Source organism: Streptomyces sp. CG 926 (genome assembly GCF_003148825.1).
Classification (GTDB): domain Bacteria; phylum Actinomycetota; class Actinomycetes; order Streptomycetales; family Streptomycetaceae; genus Streptomyces.
The window spans coordinates 343,144-365,935 of record NZ_QGGZ01000005.1 but is presented as its reverse complement, the minus strand read 5'-3'; the positions used below and the strand labels follow the sequence as shown (position 1 = coordinate 365,935).

The window sequence follows — 22,792 nt, the reverse complement described above, 5'->3', positions numbered from 1 at the left end:
ATTACCGCTCGCATACACAGCCTCCCGGCATGCAGGCGTCCGCCAGGCAGTGAGGGAGACATCTCTCTTCAGTTCCACGTGCCATATCCTCGCGTCTGTGCTCGACCGGTTGCCTCCAGAGCCTTGTACACGGCGTGGCCCACAGCTCTCCCTCCTTGGACCAGCCCTCGTCCCACAACTGGCGCCGCCTGCCGGACACCCTGGACTCCGACCCCGAGCGGTCCCGCTCCCATCTGATGACGAAATCCTCCCTGGAAGCCTCCGCCTGCGGCTGACCCAACAAGGTACTTGGCTGCTTCGCCACCAGTTGTCTCATGACCCATTGCCTTGTCGGCAATCAAGTGAGCAGGAGTCCCAACCAACATTGCCACTGCCGCCCCTGCGATAATGGCGCAGCCTATACCGGCCGTTCCCGCACAGATCGCAACAGCAGCGATGCCTGCGCCGAAACCAACGCCGATACTGATGGCTCGATGGACAATGCGGCCCTTGTTCTTGTCCCACCAGCTCTGCTTCGGCGGAGCCTTCACCACCCTCTTAGCAGTGGGGGCGTTGTAGCCGAATGCCGACTTACAGCTGGATTCGTAGCGACATGCCCTCTGATAGCTCTGCTTGCGGGCTACGTACTTGGCATCGAGCGTGCCGCCGGCGATGGCGACTTCTTTCTCGTAGCTGTAGCCGTAGTCATACGGGTTACTACCATTCGTGCACTTGTACATGGCGCTCTGGCACTCCGGAAGGGCTTCGCCCGTCGGGTCCCATTCGGTGAACGGACTGTTGTTGCCGTACTGGTAGGCGTTGTGCTGGCGCGGGTCGTCCGCGAGCATCAGCGGGTCCACGGAGAGGAACCGCCCCAGAACTGGGTCGTATTCGCGGGCCTTCAGATGGATAAGCCCGGTGCTCTTATCTTGCGTGCCTCCGACGAAGCCGCGTTCTCCGGGCCATGCCGCCGATCCCTCGCCACGGTCCTCGCCGAACGGCTTGGTCGCGCGGCGCTGGACCTGCAGGGTCCCGGCGTCGATGGCGGTGGTGCCGGTGTTGTGGTGGTCGGCGGCAACATAGGAGATCTTGCCGTCGGACGTGCGGACGATGGTGGTGCCGCCTGGGGCGGCGTAGTAGCGCGTGCCGGAAACTGTGTTCGTGGCGGTGTTGAGGGTGAGTTCGTTCGAGCCGAGGTAAAGAGTGGTCTTCCCCGGGTCCTTGCGCAGCAGCCTGTTGCCATCAGCGTCGTAGAGGTAGGTGGACGCGCCGGCAGCAGTGGTGGCCGAAGCGAGTTTGCCCTCGGGCGTCCAGGTCAGCTTCTGACCGGTGTCCGTGGCGTCGGGACGCGTGAGCGTGTTGCCCGCCGCGTCGTAGGTGGTGGGCTTGGTGACGGACGGGCCCGCGCCCGTGGTCCTGGTGGTGGAGGTCGGGGCGTGCGGGCGCGGGGAGCCGGGCGCCGGGTAGGTGTGGGTGGTGGTGACGGTCTTGGCCGTGTTGCCGGCGGGGTCGTGGTCGGTGGACGAGGTGCGGTTGCCGGTCACGTCGTAGGTGAAGGACTGGTGGTACGGCGCAAAGCCGCCGATCTTGCCCGGCTGGGGTGCAGCGTTGGTGCAGCCGCCGATTCCGGGGACGGACGGCCCAGGCTGGGTCGTGGTCGTGCCGGTGTCGGTCCAGGCCTGGGTCAGGCGGCGCAGGTAGTCGTGCGTGAAGCACTGGGTCTCGCGTCCGGCGCCCTGCGTGCTGGTGACCGAGGTGACGTCGCCGACCGGGTTGTAGGTGTAGTCGGTGATGTCGACAGGGGTCCCCGAGTCCTGCTTCTTGAGCTGGGTGTTCAGGAGACGTCCGGTGGCGGGGTCACGGGTCTGCGTGAAGCTGACCTGACGTGGGTCGTCACCAAAGGTAGTGCGCTGCACCGATCCGAACTCGTCATAGTCGGTGAAGTTGACGTAGTTGACGTTGTCCGATCCGTAGGAGGTGGGCAGACCGTTGGCATTGCGGCCGGTGTAGAGGCGCTCCTGGGGCAGACCGCCCATGGCGGGGAGGGTGGTACGGCGCTCCAGCCCCGTGATGGGGTCGTAGGTGGTGGCAGAGGTGTAAGTGCCGGTGAGTTCGCCTTCGCCAGCAGGGACCGTCAGTTTGGCGCCTGTGGGCCGGTAGCTGATGTCATAGGCGGTGGTCTCCTGCCGCCAGGGCTTGCCGTCCACCCAACTGGTGGAGGCCGTGGGCTGGCCGGGTAGCAGGGTGTCGTATTCGTAGGTGGCCAGTTTGGTGCCGTCGGCGGTGTTCAGGTTGCGGGAGGTGGGGCGGCCGAGGATGTCGTAGCTGGTGAAGATCCTGGTGCCCCGGGCGTCCTCGGTGGACACGGGACGGTCGGCGTCGTCGTACGTGAGGGTCGACGCACCCTTGTCGGGGTCCACCGAGCGGATCTGGCGACCTCGGAGATCGTATTCGTAGATCCAGACATTGCCAGCCGGGTCTGTGATCCGAGTCAGCTTCCCGTCGGTGTTGTACGCGTACCGGGTGGCGTCGAAGTCACCCTCGGGCTTGGTTCCCTTGTACTTGCGCCGTTCGACCGTGTGCCCGAGGGCATCGGTGAGGACGCTGCTGGCCGTTTCCCCGGTCGGCGGGGTGGTGTCGATGCGGTCGGCGCCGGGGTAGGCGGTGGTGGTGCGCCACTGCTCGATCGCCTTGGAGGAGAAAGTCTTGGCGACCGGACGGCCTAGCCCGTCGTAGAACGTCCCACTCTGGGCCGGAACCATGTTCTCGTTGGCAATGAAGCGGGTCTTCACGGGATCGGAGGTGGAGTTGTAGTAGGAGTCGTTGGTCTTGAAGGCACGGCCGTGGCTGTCGTAGTAGGTATCGGTGATCAAGCGGCTTCTTGCCGCTCCGTTCCGCGGGGTCGACTGGACCTGGACCTGCTGTCCGAACGCGTCGAGGATGGCGATGGACGTCGCGTACGACTCGTCCGAGCGCAGCGTCTGGGTGGTGACAGAACTGGTGGCGGTGTTGGTGAGGTCGTACGTGAAGGTCTTGCTGGCGCTCGCGCCGCGTGCGCGGCCGGGTAGCCAGACGGCCGTGGTCCTGCCGAGCGGGTCGTAGGTCAGCTCCGTGGTGCGGTCGTTCTGGTCCACGGTCTTGACCGGCACCGCGCGCAGCGGGTGCAGGGTGGTCGTGGTGGTCCAGTTCTTGGCATTGGTGACCTTGACCGTGGTGGCGGGTGCCGGTGCGGCCGGCTCGTACACGGTCGTGGTCTTGGCGCCGACGGCGTCCGTGGCACTGGTGACACGGCCGTAGGCGTCGTAGGCGGTGGTGCCCTTCAGACTGTACTTCGGCTGGCCGGCCTCGAAACGGTCCAGTTCCTCAGTGCTGGTGACCTGGCCGGCGCCGGTGAGGGTGCCGTGGGGCTGGCCGTCGTAGTACGTGCGCTTGCGGCTGAGGGTGTTCGCCTCGGTCGCGGTGGCCGTGCAGTCACTGCCCCGCCATTCGACGGTTTCGGACACGCGATCGAGCATCCAGGCTGCGGTGTTCCGGGCGTAGGACGTCATGGTGCAGGTGTCCGGGAGGTCGTCCACCCGGTCCAGGTTCCAGAGCTCCATGCCGTAGGTGTCGTCGTACTTCGCGGTCTCCGAGGTGGTCTGCCATGTCTTGTCGGCGCGCAGCTTCTTCTCCTGGGAAGAGCCCTCCCGCTGCATCTGTGCGGTGAGCGCGGGAAGTTTCGAACCGCGGCTGTGCGTTGCGGTAGTGGCGGAGAGCCACGGCTCCTTCTTGGACACGGTGACGAGTTCGCCGCCGTCGGATGCGTAGGTTTGGGTTTCGCGGACGGTGCCGACGAACGGGTTGCTGTCCTTGACCGCGTTCCCCGTGAGGCCGGTGAAGGTGGCGGTGCGCTTGGTGCCGTCGGCCTTGACGTCACCGTCCATGCCGCGCAGGTAGAACGTCGCGGTCTTGGAGACGGCGTCGGGGGCGGTACCGGCGCGGGTGATGACCTGCTCGTAGCCGCGGAACTGGTTCCAGGTGCGGCGCTTGTCCTCGGTCAGTTCCTCGTCGTCCCGGTGCCACGCGGCGCCGCCGACGTACTCGTACCGCGTCTCCTGAGGGCGGGAGCCGCCGAAGGGGTCGAGTTCGGTGACGCGGGTGACGACGTACTTGTGGAACCAGTCCAGGGTCGGATCGTTTGGGCTCTTGTCGTCCGGGTTCCAGTAGACCGGGTAACAGCGGGTGGTGTTGGCGTCCTTCGAGGACGGCAGGCCAGCGCCCGGCGCGCAGTCCGGGTCCGCGTATCCGACGTCGATGACCTGGCCCGTTTCGGACGTGATGGCGACGATGCGGCGTCGGTTCATCGCGGGCCTGTTGTCGGAACTGGAATCGACGCGGTTGTTCTTCAATGCGCCGGTGAAGGTGACGGGCTTGGTCTCGAACTTTTCCTCGCCGTCGAAACCGGTGCGGTTCAGCGAGGCGAGCCACAAGGCGGGCGCCGTGTGGTCTTCCGGGTTGGGGAACTCGTGCTTGAGCTCGTAGAGGTCGACGTCGACGTAACCGCCGCTGGTGTTCAGAACCTGCGTCGTGATCTTGGTGAGGCGTTTGGTGGTCCAGAACGTGGCGGAATAGTTCTCACAGGTGCCGGAGCTCGCGCAGTTCTGGTCGAAGGGGACATCGGGCCACTTCGTGGCGTTGGCCTTGGTCAGTTTGGCCGGGGCGCAGTCGAAGACGTCCTTTTCCGGAAGGCAGCGCTCGGACGTACCGAAGACCACCTGGGCGGTCGGCTTGACGGTGTCCGCGTCGGTCAGCTTCGAACCATAGGTGATCTTGGCGAGGTTGCCGCCACGGATGTACGGGGTGAGATCGCCCTTGGGCGTCGCCTCCGACGCTCCGCGCTTGTAGTGATTGGTTTCCGTGTCGTACCAGTGGGTGATCACCCCACCGCGCGGGTCAACAACGAAGTCGAGGTTCCAGCGCCAGGCCTGCTGGCACCAGGACGCGGCGAAGGTGGACTGGTGGCACTCCTCGCCGGCATTGTTGCCGTAGACCGGTGTAGTCCAGGCGGAGTTGGTCGGCGGGGCGGTGGTGCTGCCCGGCTTGCGGCCGGCGCCGAAGTAGTACTGGGTGCCGTCCGCAGTGATTACCTTCCAGTACTCGCCGTTGTTGTCACCGTTGGCCGCGCCGGTGAGCCGTTCGACCTTCGACGCGTCGTCGTCCTCAAGTCGCCAGTCGCCGGTCGCGTCGTTCCGTACCAGGGCCGAGGACTTGCCGTTCAAGGAGAGGACGGCGTTGTGGCCCGCCAGGCACTGCTCGCTCGATTCGGCCTGACCGTCCTTGGCGCACGGCTTGAAGGCCCGTTCGACGAAGCCGGGCGAGTAGTCCCAGCCCTCACCGATCCACGAGGCCTGGTTGTTGGTGGCAGCGGTACGGCCGTCAACGGACTGGGAGTTGTAGGCGAGGGAGACGGTGGGCTTGGCGCCACCCAGTCCGTCGGGCACCGCGATCGGGTACGACCAGGAGAACCCTCCCGCGCTCCCACCGCTGGCCCACTTGCCCGAAGGTGCCAGGCTGGTGGCCGCGTACGTACCCGCGGGGCCGCCCGGTGCCGCCGACGCGGCGATCACGGTCGCCCCGCCCGGGCCGCCCGAGGCGCCGCTCGCACGTGCACCGCCCTGTGCGGAGGCTCCGCCGAAGGCCACCTCCGCGCTGAGCAGCCCAGCACGGTCACCGTCCCTGGCGGTCTGCAGGGGCGTCTGCGTACGGCACTCGGCGCGCTCGGGAGTGGTCAGCGCACATTCGGGGAGGGCGACGAGGCGGGCCCGGGAGAGCCAGTCGCCGCCGAAGGCCCCAGCGATGAACGAGACGTCCACCGAAACCTTGACCGGGCCGCCCTGCACCGTTTCCCCGGCCGGCCGGACCGCGAGCAGCAGGCCCTGGACGCCGGCCTTCTCCGCGGCCGACCGGTCCGTGAGCTGCACGGCGGCCTTGCCGGAGCGCGGCGCGCCCTTGGCGGGGGCGGGACTCACCCAGACGGGAGCAGCGCCCGCTCGACTCGGGTCAGCAGCGGGAGCCGCCGGAACGTCGGAGGGTGCGGGCGCCCTGAGGAGCGAACCACGGGGAGGGACGGGGCGCGCGGCGCCCAGATCCACCTCGGCCTGCGAGGCGGGTGGCCAATACACGTCCTTCGGGCTCCAGGCCCTCGCCCCGTCCCCTTTCGGAGCCTTTGGGTCCGATTTCGGTGCGCTCTTTCCGGGGACCGATTCCGTTTTCTTTAATACCCCTGGCGACCAGCGGCTTTTCTCTTTGGGCTGCCACTGCGCGGCCTGGGCGGTGCCCGAGCCCACGACCAGCGAGAGCGCCAACAATACGGAGACTGCGATGCGCTGTTCGATCTTCGCGTTTCTTCTTACTGGCCGAAACCAAGCCGCTGGTACCGACACGGCATTCCCCCCACGGTCGCCGAGTGGATCAATTGGCCTGGGAGCCTAGCGCGTTAGCAAATCGCAAAATTCAGAGCAATTCAGACAAGGCGTGACCCACCGACACACCCACCTCGACAATATGTCCGAAAAGAGCCCGCAAGCCCAGAGGTTGACTCATTTGCATCAGTCAATTGATCACGATTATGGGAATAAATTCCAAGGAATACACCATTCCATATTCGCGCCCACGAGGGATACGGCAAAGGGGCTGTTAGCGTTCACGCCCAGTTGACAGGCAGCAATCAAAACCGGGGAGTTTGCCGTGGGGGGCACACTGAGAAAGAGGCGACCAGCCAGCTGGTCGATCGCCATTGCGGGGCTGGTCACACTGGCCCTGCCCATCACGTCCGTCGGCGCAGCACCGGCCGCTTCAGCGGCACCGGCGGTGAGCAAACCGGCCGCACCAGGAGCACCAGGAGCACCCGCAGCTCAGGCGCCACCGAAGCGGCCGACGACCGAACGGGAGGCCGCGGAGGACGCAGCGCTCGCGGAGGCCAAGCGCACTGGGAAGCCGGTGCCCGTGGCGGCATCGACGACCGAGACCGACACCGTGGTGGCCAACCCGAACGGCTACCTCAGCCTGACCCGCAGCGTCGCCCCCTTGCGCACCCGGCGCGACGGCACGTGGGTCGACCTCGACGCCACCCTCGTCAAGGCGGCCGACGGCACGCTCCGCCCGAAGGCGACCGTCAACGGCCTGACCCTGTCCGGCGGCGGCACCGTGCCACTCGCCGCTCTGGAGCAGGACGGCAAGCAGCTCGTGCTCAGCTGGCCGGAGCCACTTCCCGCACCCGTGCTGGAGGGCGACAGCGCCCTCTACCGCGAAGTGGTGCCGGGCACCGACCTGAAGGTGACGGCCGACAAGGCCGGCGGAATCTCCCAGACCCTCGTCGTCAAGTCCGCCGAGGCCGCCAAGCACCCGAAGCTCGCCAGGCTGACCACGGGCCTCAAGGGCGAAGGCGTGACTGTCTCCGCCGACAGCCACGGCAACCTCAAGGCGGCCGACGCCTCGGGCCGTACGGTCTTCCGCGCCCCGACCCCGACGATGTGGGACTCCACCGCCCCGATCCAGGCTCCGCTCGCCAAACCCTCCGGCTCCACCGCGTTCTCCCAAGCGGCCAAGGGCCGAGGGTCCGCGCCGACCAGCGCGGGCGAAGAACCTGCCCGGCCCGTCTCCGACACCGACGGCCCGGGCGACTTCGCCAAGGTCGCCCCGCTCCGGACCGACCTGGGCAAGGACTCCCTCGTCCTGACACCCGACCAGACCTTCCTCACCGACCCCGCGACCGCCTACCCGGTGTACATCGATCCGGCATGGCAGCCCACCAGCCGCGGCACGCAGCACTGGGCCTGGGTCCAGGAGGCCTACCCCGGCGCCGTCAACTACGACGACTCCGGCAACACCTACGACCCGGGCGTCGGATACCAGCGCTGGCGGGCCAGAACCGGGCTCGAGCGCTACTACGTACAGGTCGACACCAGCGACCTGGGCGACAAGAGCATCAAGAAGGCTTCCTTCTTCGCGACCCAGTCGTACGCGGCGGACGCGACGTGCAGCCGGACCTACGACGTGGACCTGCACTCCACCACCGAGCTGCTCTCCAACATCACCTGGAACACCCAGCCCCGCGACTGGGAGGTCCTGCGTACCACCGCGATCAACAGCGCGGGCGGCCCCGGCTGCCCCGACTCCACGACACGCGGCGAGTGGGACGTGCGCGACCACCTCGCCGCCAACTACTGGCGCGGCAACCTCACCTACGGACTCTTCGCCTCCAACGAGTCCAAGAGCGGCAGCAACAACTCCTTCAAGCGGTTCACCCGCAACAAGAACGACCTGCCGTTCCTGTACGTCGAGTACAACCGGCCGCCCTACGACCCGTGGGCGCTCGGCACCTTCCCCGCACCACAGAACCCGAACGGCAACGGCTGCGGCTGGATCGGCGCTACGGGCTATGCCGGGCTGCGCATCGACGCGTGGATCGGTGATCCGGACGGACAGCCCAACGATGCCCGCTTCCTGGTCCACGACGTCAACGGCGCCGTGGCCTACGACAGCGGGTGGGGGAACCTGGCCAACGGCACCCACTGGGCCGCCGTTTACCCGAACAACCTCTCCGACGGCCACACCTACTGGTGGCAGGTCCAGGGCGGTGACGGCGACATGACATCCAACTGGGTCAACGGCTGCATGTTCAGCATGGACACCCAGCCGCCGTCCATCCCAGTCGTCACCTCGGCCGAGTACCCGCCGTCCGGCACCCTGCCCGGCTCCACCAAGCACATCGGCCAGCCCGGCACCTTCACCGTGAAGTCCACCGACGCCACCAGCGGTGTCCTGTACTACGAGTGGGCCTTCAACTCGGCCATCCCTGTGGGCGGCGCCAACCGCGTCGACGCGGCCGCCGACGGCAGCGCCGCCATCCCGCTGACTCCGACGACGTGGGGCACCAACGTCCTGCGCGTCCAGGCGGTGGACCGTGCCGGAAACCGCTCCCAGCAGCAGACCTACACCTTCTACGTCCCCGACAACCCGAACGCCAAGACCACTCTCGGCGACATCACCGGCGACGAGCGCGTCGACTTCATCGCACCCGCGGCCAACGGCGATCTCATCGTCTACCCGACGGCCGTCGACCCGGCCGCCGGTGGCATCATCGCCTCGAACGTGGCCAACAGCCCCGGAGGCAAGGGCTGGGGCCCCGGCACTCTGACCACCCACCGCGGGGGCAACGGCATCCGCATCGACGACCTATGGGTCCATCGCGACGGACAACTCAAGCTCTACCGGAATTCCCTCACCCAGGGCGGACTCGCCGCCAACGGCGGCCTCTATTACCACGCGGCCAAGGCCGTGTCCGTGCAGCGGCCCTACGCGGAGGACTGCAAGGTGGCCGCCACCGGTCAGCAGTGTGGCATCGAGTACGTCGAGAACTGGACCCGCGTCAAACAGATCCTCGCCGTCGGCGACGCTCTGCCGGAAGCAGGTGCCACGCCGCGCAACGACCTCCTCACCGTGGAGAACGACGGCACGAACAGCTCACTGGTGCTGTTCCAAGGCACCGGCGCGACCGGTGAGCTGCGTGATCCGCTCGTGCTCGTGCTCAGCCCCACGGGCTGGGACAACCTCACCCTCATCGCACCCGGTGATGCAACCGGAGACGGCCTCCCAGACCTGTGGGCCCGGGACAACACCACCGGTGACCTCTACCAGTACGCCAATGCCGCCGGGAACCCCGCGGCCCTTGGAGACCACACCAAACGCACCAAGATCGGATCAGGCGTCACGGCGGCCACCCACCCAGTCGTCGGTTCCTCCGGGGACACCAGCGCCGACGGTGTTCCCGACCTATGGGCCCTCGACAGCCTCCACCGGCTCAGCACCTGGGACGGCACCGCCACTGCCGGGAAGGTCACCGGCTTCCGCGCCGCTCACACCATGGGCGACGCCCGCATCTCCACCTCCCAGTGGAAGCTGAACGACGAAGTCGGCACCACCGCCATCGACCTACGGGGCCGCAACACCGCCACGCTCAGTGCCACCGGCGCCACCCGGGCCGACGACACCGTCGCCGGCACCGCCACCAAGGTGGTCACCCTTGACGGCAAGTCGGGCAGCGTCACCGCTGCTGGCCCCGGCGTCGACACCACCCGCAGCTTCACGGTGTCGGCCTGGGCCAAGTCGGACAAGCCGTCGGTCCTCCTCAGCCAGGACGGCCAGCGCTCCAGCGGCTTCATGGTCTGGCACGACGGCGACGGCACCTGGCGCTTCGCAATGTCGGTCAAGGACGACGACAACTGGGCCTACGACCAGACCGCCACCATGAACGACGCGGCCAAGGTGCAGGTCGGCGTATGGACCCAGCTGACCGCGACCTACGACGCCACCACCGGCTTGATCGCCCTCTACGTGAACAGCACTCTGGCCGGCACCGGACATCACCCCAAGGCCAATACCTGGAACACCACCGGCCCCCTTGTCCTGGGCCGCTACAAGTACCAGGGACTGCCCAGCTCATACTTCGAAGGCAAGATCAGCAACGTCGCGGTCTACCCTCACTCCACCGTGCCCACCACCGCAGGCACCGGTACCAAACTCGTCTCGGGGTTGAACTCTGCCAAGTGCGCGGACAACAACGCCGGCAGCAACGCCGATGGCAATCGCATCCAGATTTGGGACTGCAGCGACACCGACGACGACACCGCGCAGAAGTTTGAGGTCACTGCGGCCGGTGAACTCCGTGTCGGCGAAAAGTGCGTGGACATCTCAGGAGGTGCCACCGACAACGGCACCCCGGTCCTGCTGTGGACGTGCGCCACTGGCGCCTACAACCAGCAGTGGCTCCCAACGGCAACCGGCAGTTTTTCCAACCCGGCCTCCAACCGCTGCCTCGACCTGCCATACGGACGACTCGACAACGGAACACAACTCCACATCTGGGACTGCAACAGTGGCAACAACCAACGCTGGTACGCACCCGGCCTTGAAACACCCCTAGCCGCCTGACCGCCGAGCCCAACCTGCCGGCCCGCCTTACCGCAACCGCGGAGGAGGCGGGCCGGTGGTTTCGCAAACCCGCGACCATGCGCCGAGAAACACCGTCCGCCACAGGTCGGCCAAGCGCGACCCCCACCGCGACGACGAAGGCACCGCCTTCGTCAAACTCGCCCGACACATCCTTGGCCGAGCCCCTAGCCTGCGTGTCCCCGCGTACGGAGCACAGGCAGCCCTCCTCGTCTACCTCGGCTTCGCCTGGATGATCAACTCCATCTCCCTCGCCACGGCTGCGGGCCCATCCGCCTGACCGCGCTGCGGCCGACGCGGTCCCGCCAGCGGAGCTCGCTGCGGGCCCCAGGCCCCACCGCAAGATCACATGCCCCCAATCCGACAGCAACCTACAGCCCCCACCCGCTACACTGGCGCCGGTGCACAGCCCTGGCTGTGCACCGCGCAAGATCCTGGGACGACGTGTCTGGCATCGCAGGGTTCACCCCGATTTCCTACACGTTTTCCCACAGATCCCCGCCTTCGTAGCTCAGGGGATAGAGCACGGCTCTCCTAAAGCCGGTGTCGCAGGTTCGAATCCTGCCGAGGGCACGGACGAGGTCCCGCGGTCGATATCGATCGCGGGGCCTCTTCGCGTTGTGGTTACATGGCGCACGTGTCGCGTGACGCCGCCTACTGAGATGTGGGCCGGGCGGTGGTCGGGCAGGCACCTGTTCGTGAAGGACCGGGCCCATGGGCGTGTACGCCACCGGCTACGGGTGATCTCCCTCGGGTGCTCCGCTGCTCTCGCACGCACACACACCGTGAGGAATCAACACTCCGTGTCATCGTTCAATCACACCGTCATCGAAGAGTTCAGGGCGAACGCCGGCCAGGTCGGCGGGCCCTTCGAAGGTTCCGAGCTGATCCTGCTCACCACCACCGGCGCCAGGTCCGGAAAGCCGCACACCGTTCCGCTCGGCCTCGCCCGTGAGGGCGGCGCCGGGGAGCTGTTCGTCGTCGCGTCCGCCGCCGGGGCCGACCGGCATCCCGCCTGGTATCACAATCTGCTCGCGCGGCCCCTCGTGGAGGTCGAGACCGGGTCCGAGCGGTACGAGGCCGTTGCCGTACCCGCCCAAGGGGCGCGGCGCGACGAGTTGTTCGCGTGGATCGTCCGCGCGGAGCCCGGGTACGGGGAGTACCAGGCGCGCACCCGGCGGGTGCTCCCCGTCGTCGCGCTCCAGCGCACGCACGAGGCCCCGGCCCAGGAGGGCGGGATCGCCGGGAAGCTGCTCGACGTGCACGCTTGGCTGCGGAGGCAGCTGGCTCTCGTACGGGAACTCGCGCGCGAGGAGCCCCGCGGCGCCGGGGCGGCCTCGCTCGGGCTGCAACTGCGACAGCACTGCCTCGCGTTCTGCCACGCGCTGGAGTTCCATCACCGGAGCGAGGACGCCGGCCTCTTCCCGTATCTGGAGCAACAGCATCCGCACATGGTGGAGTTCTTCCGCCGCGTGGGCGACGAGCACCGTGTCATCGCCGAGATCCAAGAGGAGTTGGTACGCGCCCTGGACGCGCCCGGCGCCGGGTTCAGCGAGCGGGTGGAGCGGATGAGCCGGGAACTGGAAGCTCATCTCGACGTCGAAGAGGCGCAGTTGCTCCCGGTCCTGCGGGCCCTGGAAGCGTGACGCGGGCCTCGGCGCCGCCCGCCTCCCGGTTGCGGAAGGTGAGGGTGGCGCCGAGGACCCGGGCCTGACCGGCGGCGATGGTCAGACCCAGCCCGTGGCCCTTGTTCGTGCCCTCCGTACGGAACCGCTGCGGGCCGGTGGTGAGCAGGTACTCCGGATAGCCCGGACCCGAGTCCGTGACGGTCAGGCTCCGGCCGTCGACCGTGAGCGTGACCGGGGCCGCTCCGTGGCGGTGCGCGTTGGCCACGAGGTTGCCCAGGATCCGCTCCAGGCGCCGCCGGTCGGTGTCGACCCGTAGGAACCCGTGCGCGCCCCGCACCTCCAGGGCCGTGTCGGTGCCCGAGGCGCGGATGGTGCGCGCCGCCAGGTCGACCAGGTCGTGCGAGTCCAGTTCCAGACGTTCGCTGCGCGTCTCCAGCCGGGAGATCTCCAGCAGGTCCTCGGTCAGCGAGCGCATCGCCCGCACCCGGTCCCGTACGAGTTCGGCCGGGCGGCCCGGCGGCAGGAGCTCGGCGGCCGCGTTCAGGCCGGTCAGCGGGGTACGGAGCTCATGGGCGACGTCGGCCGTGAACCGCTGTTCCGCTTCGAGCTTGCCCTGCAGCGACGAGGCCATGGTGTCCAGGGCCCGGGAGACCGCCGCCACCTCGTCCTTGCTGCGCGTGCTGTCGTCGACGCGCGCGTCCAGGTCGCCGGCGCTGATCCGGCGGGCTACCTGTGCGGTCAGGTGCAGCCGCCGGGTGATCCGGGTGACGACGAACGCGCCGATGAGGAGGGTGCCGCCGATGGCGAGCCCGGAGGAGCCGAGGATGGCCCGGTCCAGTTCGACGATGGTCCGCTCGCTCGCCCGGAAGTCCACGAAGACGGCGATCGCGCTGCCCTGGGCGGCGGGCGCGGCCGCCCACATCACGGGCCGGCTGCGGTACGTGCCGACGGCCGTGCCGCGCCGGCCGCCGACGGCCAGGGCGCGCAGTTCAGGGGGCAGACCGGCCGGGTCGATGCCCTCGCCACGCGGCATGCGCGCGCCGGTCTCGTAGGCCTCGATGGTCCGTTCCAGCCGGGTCAGCGCCTTCTCCCGGGCCGCGCCCACGGTCTGGTGGGTCATGGCGCCGTGCACGAGGCAGCCCAGCAGTGCCGCGAGGCCGCAGCACATGAGGGTGATGAAGACCGTGGCCTTCCAGGTCAGGGTGGAGGTCCAGGCAGGCAGCCGCGGGCGCGGCCGCAGCCGCTCGTCGCGCTGCGTGTCGTTCATGGTCACGTCACGGTAATGCGCGAGCCCCGGCGGGTGAGCGGCGGGATCCGGCCGGATCGCGGCGGCTCAGGCCGGATATCGACGGAGTCCGCGAAGGGCACGGAGGGCATGAAGGGCACAGAGCGCACGGAGCGCACGAAGCCCTTCCGGCGCGGGCCGGAAGGGCTGTGCCATCACGGTCAGCTCAGGCCACTGCTGCGTTCGCCGATACGGTCGCCCTGCGGAGTGCCGGCTCGCTTGAGCGCGGCCTTCGTGTGCGGGCCGCCCTTGACCTTGCTCCGTACCGGACCGCTGAAGCCGTGTCCCGGAACGCGCGGCGGTTGCGCCGATTCCTGCGCCTTCGCGATGGCCGCCCGGACATCCCGCTTCTGCTCTTTGTTCATCCCGTCGTCAACTCCTTCGGGAAGCACCCAATCGGACTACTGGGATCGTATGCACATATACGGACCAACGCACCCGGACCGATGTGCAAAGAATTCCGATCAAGCAGATCAAACCGATCGAGTCGATCGAGTCGATCGAGTCGATCAAGGACGCGGCGGGGCCGGACTCTTCGGTCGGCCCAGCGTCTGGTGCACCAGGTCCTCCGGGCAGGGCGTCCCCCGCGGCAGCTGGTACTTCGCCGCCACCCGGTACTCCCCCGGCGCCGGCGCCAGCAGCTCCGTCCACACGTCCCCGGTGTCGTCCGGAGCGGCCTTGAAGAGGCAGCCCCCCGTGTTCGCGTACTGCTTGCTCAGCGCGCCGCCGTCCCCGCTCCCGCCCCGCGCCTTGGAGGCGAAGGTCTCCTGCGGCGGCGGTACGGGCTTGCCCGCCGCGTCCACCAGCCCCAGCCACGGCGAGTGCGGGATCCGCACGAGCACCCGTCCGGGCTGCTTCACGTCGACGACCAGCTGGTCGGCGCTCGCCCGCACCACGGTCGCCGGACCGGCCACCAGGTCGGTGGGCCCGTCGACCTTGAAGAGCTGCCAGTTCGCGTCGCCCCACACCTGCTGGAGGTACGGCAGCCCGCCGCGCACCAGCTTCGCCTCGTCCTCCCCGCCCGAGTCGGGTTCGTCGGCGGGCAGCACCACGTAGTGCACGGCCCAGCGCTCCAGCCAGGCCCGGTAGCTCTCCGCGCTGAGGGTGTCGTCGTAGAAGAGCGGGTTGCGCTCCAGGTCGGCCTGCCGGTTCCAGCCGCGGGCCAGGTTCACGTACGAGGGGAAGGCGGAGGACTCGCGGTGGCTGCTGGCCGGGACGACCTCGACCCGGCCCCGGTCGGCCGACGCCTTCTGCAGCTGGTCGACGAGCGGGGCCAGCTCCCGGCTCCAGGAGGCCAGCGGGGTGGTGCGGACGATGTCGGTGACGCTGTTGGTGGTGATCCAGGCGTTGAGCCCGACGAAGGCCAGCAGCACCGCGTACCAGCGCCGCGAGCGCGGCAGCTCGTACGGGAGGGCCGCGAGCAGCGCGACCCCGCCGAACAGCATCACCATGCGGGTGACGTTCGAGCCGACCTGCGAGTCGATCACCCAGGTGAGGAAGACCCCGAGGGCGTAGACGGCCGCGGCGATCCGGACGGTCTTCCACCGCCGCGGTACGAGGAACACGATCAGCAGCCCGAACACGAACGGCAGCCCGGCCGAGCCGATCTTCATCGGCTGTGTCCCGGAGAACGGGAACAGCCACGCCGACAGCCCCACCACGGCGACCGGGGCCAGCCCCAGCGCGTACGCGCCCGGGCGCCGCCCGCTCAGGAACAGCGCGGCCGCGATCACCCCGAGGAAGAGCCCGGCGACGGGGCTGGCGGCCGTCGCGAGGCCGGCCAGCGGAGCCGCCACCGCGGCCTTGGCCCAGCGCCGCTCCGCCCATTTGCGGGGCCAGCAGAAGACGGCGGCGACGGCGCCGAGCGCGAACACCACGCCGAGGCCGAAGGTGACGCGGCCCGAGAGGGCGTTGCAGAACAGCCCGTAGACGCCGGCGAGCGCGGGCCACAGGGGCTCGCGCACGGCCCCGCGGCAGCGGGTGAGGATCAGCGCGAGCAGCCCGGCCGAGACGGTGCCGGCGATCATCATCGTGGTCCGGACGCCGAGCATGTGCATGAGGTACGGCGAGATCACGCTGTACGAGACGGGGTGCATGCCGCCGTACCAGGCGAGGTTGTACGCCGAGTCGGGATGGCGGCCGACGAACTCGGCCCAGGCGTCCTGCGCGGCCAGGTCGCCGCCGCTGTTGGCGAAGCAGAAGAACCAGACGACGTGCAGCAGCCCGGCCAGGACGGTGGCGACGACCACCGGGTGGCGCCGGGCCGGGTCGAGGACGGCCCCGAGCGGGCCGCGGGGCGGCCGTATGCCTTCGGGCCCGGGTCCACGTCCGGGTCCGGGTCCGGCAGAGGGCGCGGGAGCGGGGGCGGGAGCGGGCGCCGATGCCTCCGCGGGCGCGGAGCGTACGGCGGACCCTGCCGACCGGGCGACCACGGCGGACCCTGCGCCGGCCGCCGACCCGGCGCCCGCGGCGGGCGCCCCGGGCGCGTCGGCCGTCGGGATGGCCTCCGGGCGCCGGCCCTGCTGCTCAGCGGTGGTCACTGCCGCACTCCCCAACCCATGAGTCACGAACTTCCCGGGGGCCAAGACGCGACCCGGCGCCCCGGGGTTGCCCGGGGCGCCGGATCCACGCTCTCACCGGATGTCAGCCGACGCGCGTCAGCTTGCTGCCGATACCCGGCGCGGCCAGGTCGGTCTTCAGCGCCACCGGCACCTTGACCTGGCTGGCACCCTCGCCGACGGTCAGCAGGCCGACCTCGGTACCGGCCGTCGCGGTCTGCGGCAGCTTGCCGCCGCCGTCCGCGAGCTTGATGGACACGGTCAGCGAGCCCCAGCCGATCGCCTGCACGTCGGCGGTGGCGACGACCGGCGTGCGGCCGCCGAGCCCGTCGTCGACGTAGCCCACGACATCGCCCTTCTTGACGACGGTCGCGCCGTCGAGGGACTTCTGGGTGGCGAGCATGAGCTGCTTGCTGGCGGCGATGACGGTGTCGATGATCGCCGGCTTGTGCTGGCCGAGGACCGCTCCGACGATCAGCTGGTTGGTGTTGCCGATCTTCTTCTGCGCGGCGAAGAGGAGGTTTCCGCCGGCCTTGGTCGTCGTACCGGTCTTGATGCCGAGCGAGTCGTTGTACGGAACCAGCCGGTTCCAGTTGTCCCACTTCTTGCCGGACGGGTCGATCCAGCTGGGCTTCTTCGTGATGTCGAGCAGCGTCTCGATCTCGACGAGCTTCAGCCCCAGCTTCACCTGGTCCTCGGCGGTGCTCACCGTCGTCGCGTCCAGCCCCGAGGGGTCCGTGTACGTGGTGTTCTTCATGCCCAGTTCCTTGGCGGTGTCGTTCATCTTCTTGACGAACGCCTCCTGGGAACCGGAATCCCAGCGCGCGAGCAGCCGCGCGATGTTGTTGGCCGACGGGATCATGAGGGCGGCGATCGCGTCGTACTCCGAGATCTTGTCGCCCTCCTTGACCGTGTCGAGGGTGGACTCGTTGTCGGTCGAGTTGTTCTTCTTGCCCTCGGTCTCGGCCGTCTTGTCGACGTCGATCATCGCGCCCTGCTCACCCTTCTTGACGGGGTGGTCGCGCAGGATGATGTACGCCGTCATCGACTTGGTGACGCTCGCGATCGGCACGGGCTTCTGCTCGCCGGACTGGCCGAGCGTGCCGAGGCCGGCGGCCGCCATGTACGCCTGACCCTCGGTGGGCCACGGCAGCTGGGGCTGGGCGCCCTCGAAGGTGTACGAGGACTTCGCGGTCATGACGAGCGTCGGCTCGGGCAGCGGACGCACGAGCTGCACCACGGCCAGGATGACCGCCAGGAGCACGACGAGCGGCGCGTAGATCTTGATCCGCCGGACGGCGGTGCGCATCGGGCTCGGCGGCGGGGGCGGGTTGTTCGTGAGGTCCGCCAGCATGTCGAGCGGCGGCTTGGGCGGCAGCGGCTGCTGCGTGGTCCGCTCGGAGTGGTCGAACCGCGCGGTGGCGGGCGGAGCCGGAACCGCAGCCTTCGGCCGCTGCCCGGCCGTGGGCGCGGGCGCGGTGCCCTCCGGGCGCAGCGGGACGAAGGTGCTGCCCTTGGGCGGCTCGGCGGCGGTCGGCTTGGCCGCGGGCGCAGCCCCGGCGGGCTTCGACTCGGCGGGCTTCGGCTCGGCGGGCTTCGGGTCGGCGGGCTTCGGCTCGGCCGGCTTGGCGGCGATCCGGGCCTCGTTCGGCTTGGCCAGGGTCAGCGGCTTGGCCGGAGCCTGCTTCGGGGCGTCCGCCTCGGCGGCGTCCGCCTTGGGGACGCGGAAGACCGCGGTGCGCTCGCTGTCCACGGGCTTGTCGGCCGCGGCGGCCGGCTTCGCCTCTGCGTCGGAGGCCGAAGCGGCAGCGGGCTTCACGGCGCGGAAGACCGCGGTGCGCTCACTGTCCGGGGACTCGTCCACCTTCGGCTTCTCGACCGCGGGCTCGGGTCGCTTCACGGCGGGAGCCGAAGCGGAATCAGACTTCACGGCACGGAACACGGCGGTGCGCTCACTGTCCGCAGGCTCCTCGGCCTTCGGTTCCTCGGTCGCGGGCTTCGCCTTGGCGGGCGTGAACGCCCTGAACACGGCGGTGCGCTCGCTGTCCGCGGGCCCCTCGACCTTCGGCTCATCGGCCGCCGGCTTCGCCTCGACGGCAGGAGTCGGAGCGTCGGAGGAACTCGAAGCGGAATCCGAGTCGGAGTCGGCGTCGGCGTCTGCCGCTTCGGTACGGGCAGCCGGCGCGCCGGACCCGTCGACCTCGGGTTCGACCGCGTCCGCCTCGTCGACCACCGAATCGGAATCCTCGACTTCGCCCGCCGCGGCGTTGTCGTCGGCGTCGGCGTCGGCGTCGGCGTCCGCAGCGTCGTCGGCGTCCGCGGAGGCGACCCACGCCGCCACCGCGTCCCGCAGCGGGTCCCGCTCGCCGGCTCCGGCCTCGGACTCCGCTGCGGCTTCCGTTTCGACCTCGGACTCCGCTGCGCCTTCGGCTTCGACTTCGGCTTCGGCCTTCACATCGGCATCGACGTCAACGTCGACGCCGACACCGGCACCGGCACCGGCACCGGCAGCCGCGGCCGCGCCGCTCTCGGGATCCCGCGGCCGGAACACCGACAGCCTCGGATCACGCTCCGCGGACGACTCCGCCGCCCCCGGCGCTCCTGCATCTACCGACTTGTCGGGGGACTCGCCCGCCACCGTTCCTCCTCCATCGCCGCCACGTCCGGCTGTCCGAATGTCTAACAGTGTCCCGTCTCGGGGGCATCGCCCCCGTGCGAGACGAGAACGACATAGCTGCGGGTTCCCCCACAAAGCGGCCACGCGCTCTCGACAGATGAATGTGAGAGGCGTCACCCTGTCACTCATCCACGCGGGGAGGCATGGATGGGCAGGAGCCGCAGAACAATTCCGGAGGAGCTTCTGCTGCTCGCCTTGGACCCGGCCACGGGTACCACGGCGCAGCCGCAGTCGCTCGACCTCGGCCTGGCCGGGGCACAGCTAGTGGAGCTGGCTCTGGCAGGACGGATAGCCCCTGATGGGGATCGTATCGCCGTGGTGATGCCACGGCCGACAGGAGATCCGACTCTGGACTCCGCACTGGAACTGCTGCGCAGGCGCGGCAGCCCGGTACGGGCCGTCCACTGGATCGGCGGACCCCGACTGGGGCTCCGCCAGATTTACCTCGCTCATCTGGAGCGTTGCGGCATGGTGCATGCCGTCGCGGGACAGATGTGCGGAGTGCTTCCGACGACTCGCTACCAGGCGACGGACACGGAGATCAGCCGGGAGATCCGAGCCCGGCTCGACAGTGCGATCCGCACCGGCGTACCGCCGGACCCGCGGACCGCGGCGCTCGCCGCACTGGCCCACGCGGTCGGACTCGGCAAGCACCTGTACCCCGGCAACGAGGGGCGGTCGTCCAGATCCCGACTGCGGGACCTGATCCGGCACGACCCGATGGGCGGACTCGTGGCGCATGCCGTGATGGACGTCCAGAACGGTGTGGCCGCACAGCCACGCCGCGACCGCGCACCCGCACCGCCGGCCCGGGCCACGGCGAGCAGCGTTCCGCTGCAGCCGCGCCGGACGGGCGCGATGGCCCGCGCGGCCGCGCACTGATCCACCCCGTTCCGCCTCGTACGACCTCGTTCCACCTCGTTCCACCCGCTTGATCGCATCACCATCGTCACCATCGCAACGCCACCGCCCAGGCCGACGTCCGCGAGGACCCGGTCGGTTCGGGAGCCGCCAGCGCGCGGGGTGGCGGGGCCGGTTCGCCGACCCCGCCACCCCGCGCGTCTGTGTTTCCCGGCGTTCCCCAGCGCCGCCGCCCGCTTCGGTGGCAGTCTGCTCAACAGCAGATACGCAGAGAGACAGCTGCAAACGACAGAAGAAGGCGGAGGTGCCGTTCACGTGGCGTCCAATGTCAATCCCACCGTCCGACGCCGCCGACTGGGCATGGAGTTGCGCAAGCTCCGCGAGGACAAGGGCATGACGGCCGAACAGGTCGCCGAGCGCCTCCTCGTCTCCCAGTCGAAGATCAGCCGACTGGAGAACGGTCGCCGTTCCATCAGCCAGCGCGATGTCCGCGACCTGTGCGACGTCTACGAGGTCGAGGACCGCCGCCTCATCGACTCGCTCATGCAGATGGCCAAGGACTCCCGTCAGCAGGGCTGGTGGCACGCCTTCGGTGACATCCCGTACAGCGTCTACATCGGCCTGGAGACGGACGCCGCCAGCCTGCGCACGTACGAGCCCCTGGTGATCCCGGGGCTGCTCCAGACGACGGAGTACGCCCAGTCGCTCGTCCGCGGCGCGTGGCCCGAGACCGCCCCGGCCGACGTCGACAAGCGCGTCCAGGTCCGGATGCACCGCCAGAAGCGGCTCTCCGAGACGGAGAACAACAACCCGGACCTCGGCCCGCTGCGGCTGTGGGCGGTGATCGACGAGGCGGCGCTGCGCCGGCGCGTGGGCGACGCCCAGTTGATGATCCGGCAGCTCGAATACTTGATAGAGCAATCGGAGCAGCCGCACGTCACGGTGCAGGTGATGCCCTTCGAGCTGGGCGCGCACCCCGGCGTGAACGGCCAGTACGCGATCTTGGAGTTCCCGGACGCGTCCGACTCGACCGTCGTCTACATCGAGGGCGTGACCAGCGACCTGTACCTGGAGAAGGCCAACGACGTCCAGAAGTACAGCGTGATGTACGAGCACCTGCGCGCACAGGCGCTCAATGTCGACCAGACCCGGGACTTCATCTCGGGGATCATCAACCAATATGCCGACAAGGGCGAATAGGGGACGGTTACGACCGAGATCCACCGTGCATGTGGCAAGCGGGTCGGTACCGTACACCGTCACTCCCCAGCCACAGAAGGCTTGAATGGAATATGCCACCCGGTCGGGTGAATGGTCCCTTCACCCGTCAGGAGCTGCCGGTAGCGTCGATCAGGTCAGCCGGAAAAGTGGCCGACAGGACACCGGAACTACCGGAACTACTGCTCACCGGAGAGAAACATGGCTATTCGCCAGGGCGCCACGGCCAACTGGATCAAGTCCTCCTACTCCGCCAACGGCGCCTGCGTCGAGGTCAAGTCCCCTGTCATGGAGGCCATCGCCGTCCGCGACTCGAAGGCGCAGGACGGCCCGTCCCTCACCTTCGCGCCCGACTCCTGGACCTCGTTCGTCGCCGGCGTCACCGAGGGCCGGCTGGGACGCCTCGCCTGAACATCACGGCGCGTCCCAACCGCCCTCGCCGTCGCTACCGTTCGGTCCCCGCGGTCGGCACCAGCGGGCCCGGCTGTCGCACCACCTGCACCACTCGCAGCACCTGCACCACCCGCAGTACTCGCACCACCCGCAGCACCCGCGTCACTGACTGGAGCCCTCTCGACCGACCCGCCGTCTTGGCCGAGGGGGCTCGGCCATGCCCGGGGCGCCGACGGCTCCCTCAGCGCAGTCGGTCGACGTAACGGTCGGTTCCCGGCACCGTCGGGATGAACGGCGCCACCAGTTCCACCCGCCCCAGCCCGGCCTCCGCGACCTCCGTGTCCAGCCCCTGGAAGCGGTCCCAGCAGGTACGGGGGTCCTGCTGGAGGAACCACAGCAGTGTGAGGCGGGTGTCGACGCCCTCCACCTGCTTGACGTACGTCATCCGGTCACCCGGCAGCGGAGTGGGACGGAAGACCGTCACCATCGCGGCCGGACCGCCGTGCAGCCGCTTCGGCAGGGCGCGCGAGCGCAGCCACTCCAGCAACTCGGCCCGCTGCTCGGGGCCGTCGGCGTCGACGACCTGGACGACGAGACCCTCGTACGGGTGGTCCAGGGCGTGGAAGTCCCGAGGGCCGGCGGCGCCGTCGCGGTAGACGGTGGCGGCGTGGTCCTGGAAGGACGTGAAGACGTGGGTGCGGTCCTGGTAGACCCGCCCGTCGCGGTTGAGGCGCTTGTTGATGCCGACGGTCCACTTCATGTGCTCGTCGTAGCGGCCCTGGGTGACCCAGTACGTCGATATGTAGCAGCCCGCGGTGACGGGCTGGGCGACGGCGGACTTCTCGGGGTAGCGCAGCTCCTGCAGCTCGCGGGTGGCCACCCAGCGGCGGCCCGCGTACATCCAGGGCATGGCCATGGCGCCGGCGTAGTAGTGGTCGTCCTCGTACCAGCGGTTGTACGCGTACTCGTGGCCCGGGTGCGGTTCCACCATGGTGATCAGCGCATGGCCGGGGTGGACGCCGTAGGGGCCGACGGCCGCGAGCTCGGCGTAGTCCTCGACTCGGGTGTCCTGCTGCGGGTCCTGCTCTCCTGTCGTCATGGAAACGGTCTAGCTGATGCGACGTCAGATGGGGAGGGGTCGGGGCTGCCGGGTGACCGGTCCACCCCCTGATACATACGTGCCATCTACAACTTTCCCTCGTTA

Annotated in this window: 11 protein-coding genes and 1 tRNA gene; 6 read left to right on the top strand and 6 right to left on the bottom strand. The window is 69.1% G+C overall.

Annotated elements, in window-relative coordinates:
• Positions 1-68 precede the first annotated feature (68 nt).
• Positions 69-5,987: an RHS repeat domain-containing protein gene (locus BCL76_RS16410; RefSeq protein ID WP_109780211.1), complete on the bottom strand. Its 5,919-nt coding sequence runs from the start codon at positions 5,985-5,987 to the stop codon at positions 69-71.
• 976 nt (positions 5,988-6,963) lie between these two features.
• Between BCL76_RS16410 and BCL76_RS16405 the strand changes: the two genes are divergently transcribed.
• From BCL76_RS16405 to BCL76_RS16390, 3 genes are all read left to right on the top strand, one after another.
• Positions 6,964-10,950, top strand: a complete 3,987-nt coding sequence (locus tag BCL76_RS16405) for a ricin-type beta-trefoil lectin domain protein (RefSeq protein ID WP_146228385.1) — start codon at positions 6,964-6,966, stop codon at positions 10,948-10,950.
• Positions 10,951-11,468: 518 nt separating this feature from the next.
• Positions 11,469-11,541: transfer RNA gene (locus tag BCL76_RS16395), tRNA-Arg, on the top strand.
• A 230-nt stretch (positions 11,542-11,771) separates the two neighbouring features.
• On the top strand, positions 11,772-12,614 hold the full coding sequence (locus BCL76_RS16390) for a nitroreductase/quinone reductase family protein (RefSeq protein ID WP_181382577.1): 843 nt from the start codon (positions 11,772-11,774) through the stop codon (positions 12,612-12,614).
• Here the strand turns inward: BCL76_RS16390 and BCL76_RS16385 are convergent.
• The 4 genes from BCL76_RS16385 to BCL76_RS16370 form a co-directional block, all read right to left on the bottom strand.
• Positions 12,517-13,863 (bottom strand): ATP-binding protein, encoded by a 1,347-nt coding sequence (locus BCL76_RS16385; RefSeq protein WP_109780207.1) that lies wholly within the window; start codon positions 13,861-13,863, stop codon positions 12,517-12,519. The genes BCL76_RS16390 and BCL76_RS16385 overlap by 98 nt on opposite strands.
• 179 nt (positions 13,864-14,042) lie before the next feature.
• Positions 14,043-14,246: a hypothetical protein gene (locus BCL76_RS16380; RefSeq protein ID WP_258309730.1), complete on the bottom strand. Its 204-nt coding sequence runs from the start codon at positions 14,244-14,246 to the stop codon at positions 14,043-14,045.
• Between the two features lie 144 nt (positions 14,247-14,390).
• Entirely contained in the window at positions 14,391-16,421 is a 2,031-nt protein-coding gene (locus tag BCL76_RS16375) for an MFS transporter (protein ID WP_375137926.1), read from the bottom strand.
• Positions 16,422-16,524: 103 nt separating this feature from the next.
• Positions 16,525-19,077 (bottom strand): D-alanyl-D-alanine carboxypeptidase family protein, encoded by a 2,553-nt coding sequence (locus BCL76_RS16370; protein ID WP_258309729.1) that lies wholly within the window; start codon positions 19,075-19,077, stop codon positions 16,525-16,527.
• 186 nt (positions 19,078-19,263) lie between these two features.
• Between BCL76_RS16370 and BCL76_RS16365 the strand changes: the two genes are divergently transcribed.
• From BCL76_RS16365 to BCL76_RS16355, 3 genes are all read left to right on the top strand, one after another.
• Entirely contained in the window at positions 19,264-19,998 is a 735-nt protein-coding gene (locus BCL76_RS16365) for a GOLPH3/VPS74 family protein (protein ID WP_030390041.1), read from the top strand.
• Positions 19,999-20,292: 294 nt separating this feature from the next.
• Positions 20,293-21,177: a helix-turn-helix domain-containing protein gene (locus tag BCL76_RS16360; RefSeq protein ID WP_030761592.1), complete on the top strand. Its 885-nt coding sequence runs from the start codon at positions 20,293-20,295 to the stop codon at positions 21,175-21,177.
• A 219-nt stretch (positions 21,178-21,396) separates the two neighbouring features.
• Positions 21,397-21,606 (top strand): DUF397 domain-containing protein, encoded by a 210-nt coding sequence (locus BCL76_RS16355; RefSeq protein WP_030761589.1) that lies wholly within the window; start codon positions 21,397-21,399, stop codon positions 21,604-21,606.
• 223 nt (positions 21,607-21,829) lie between these two features.
• Here the strand turns inward: BCL76_RS16355 and BCL76_RS16350 are convergent, their stop codons facing one another.
• Entirely contained in the window at positions 21,830-22,687 is an 858-nt protein-coding gene (locus tag BCL76_RS16350) for a hypothetical protein (protein ID WP_109780204.1), read from the bottom strand.
• Between the last annotated feature and the right edge of the window lie 105 nt (positions 22,688-22,792).

Bases quoted from the DNA above. Each gene is read 5' to 3' on its own strand.
- BCL76_RS16365 (WP_030390041.1), top strand. From the start codon at position 19,264: ATGGGCAGGAGCCGCAGAACAATTCCGGAGGAGCTTCTGCTGCTCGCC.
- BCL76_RS16380 (WP_258309730.1), bottom strand. From the start codon at position 14,246: ATGAACAAAGAGCAGAAGCGGGATGTCCGGGCGGCCATCGCGAAGGCG.
- BCL76_RS16350 (WP_109780204.1), bottom strand. From the start codon at position 22,687: ATGACGACAGGAGAGCAGGACCCGCAGCAGGACACCCGAGTCGAGGAC.
- BCL76_RS16355 (WP_030761589.1), top strand. From the start codon at position 21,397: ATGGCTATTCGCCAGGGCGCCACGGCCAACTGGATCAAGTCCTCCTAC.
- BCL76_RS16385 (WP_109780207.1), bottom strand. From the start codon at position 13,863: ATGAACGACACGCAGCGCGACGAGCGGCTGCGGCCGCGCCCGCGGCTG.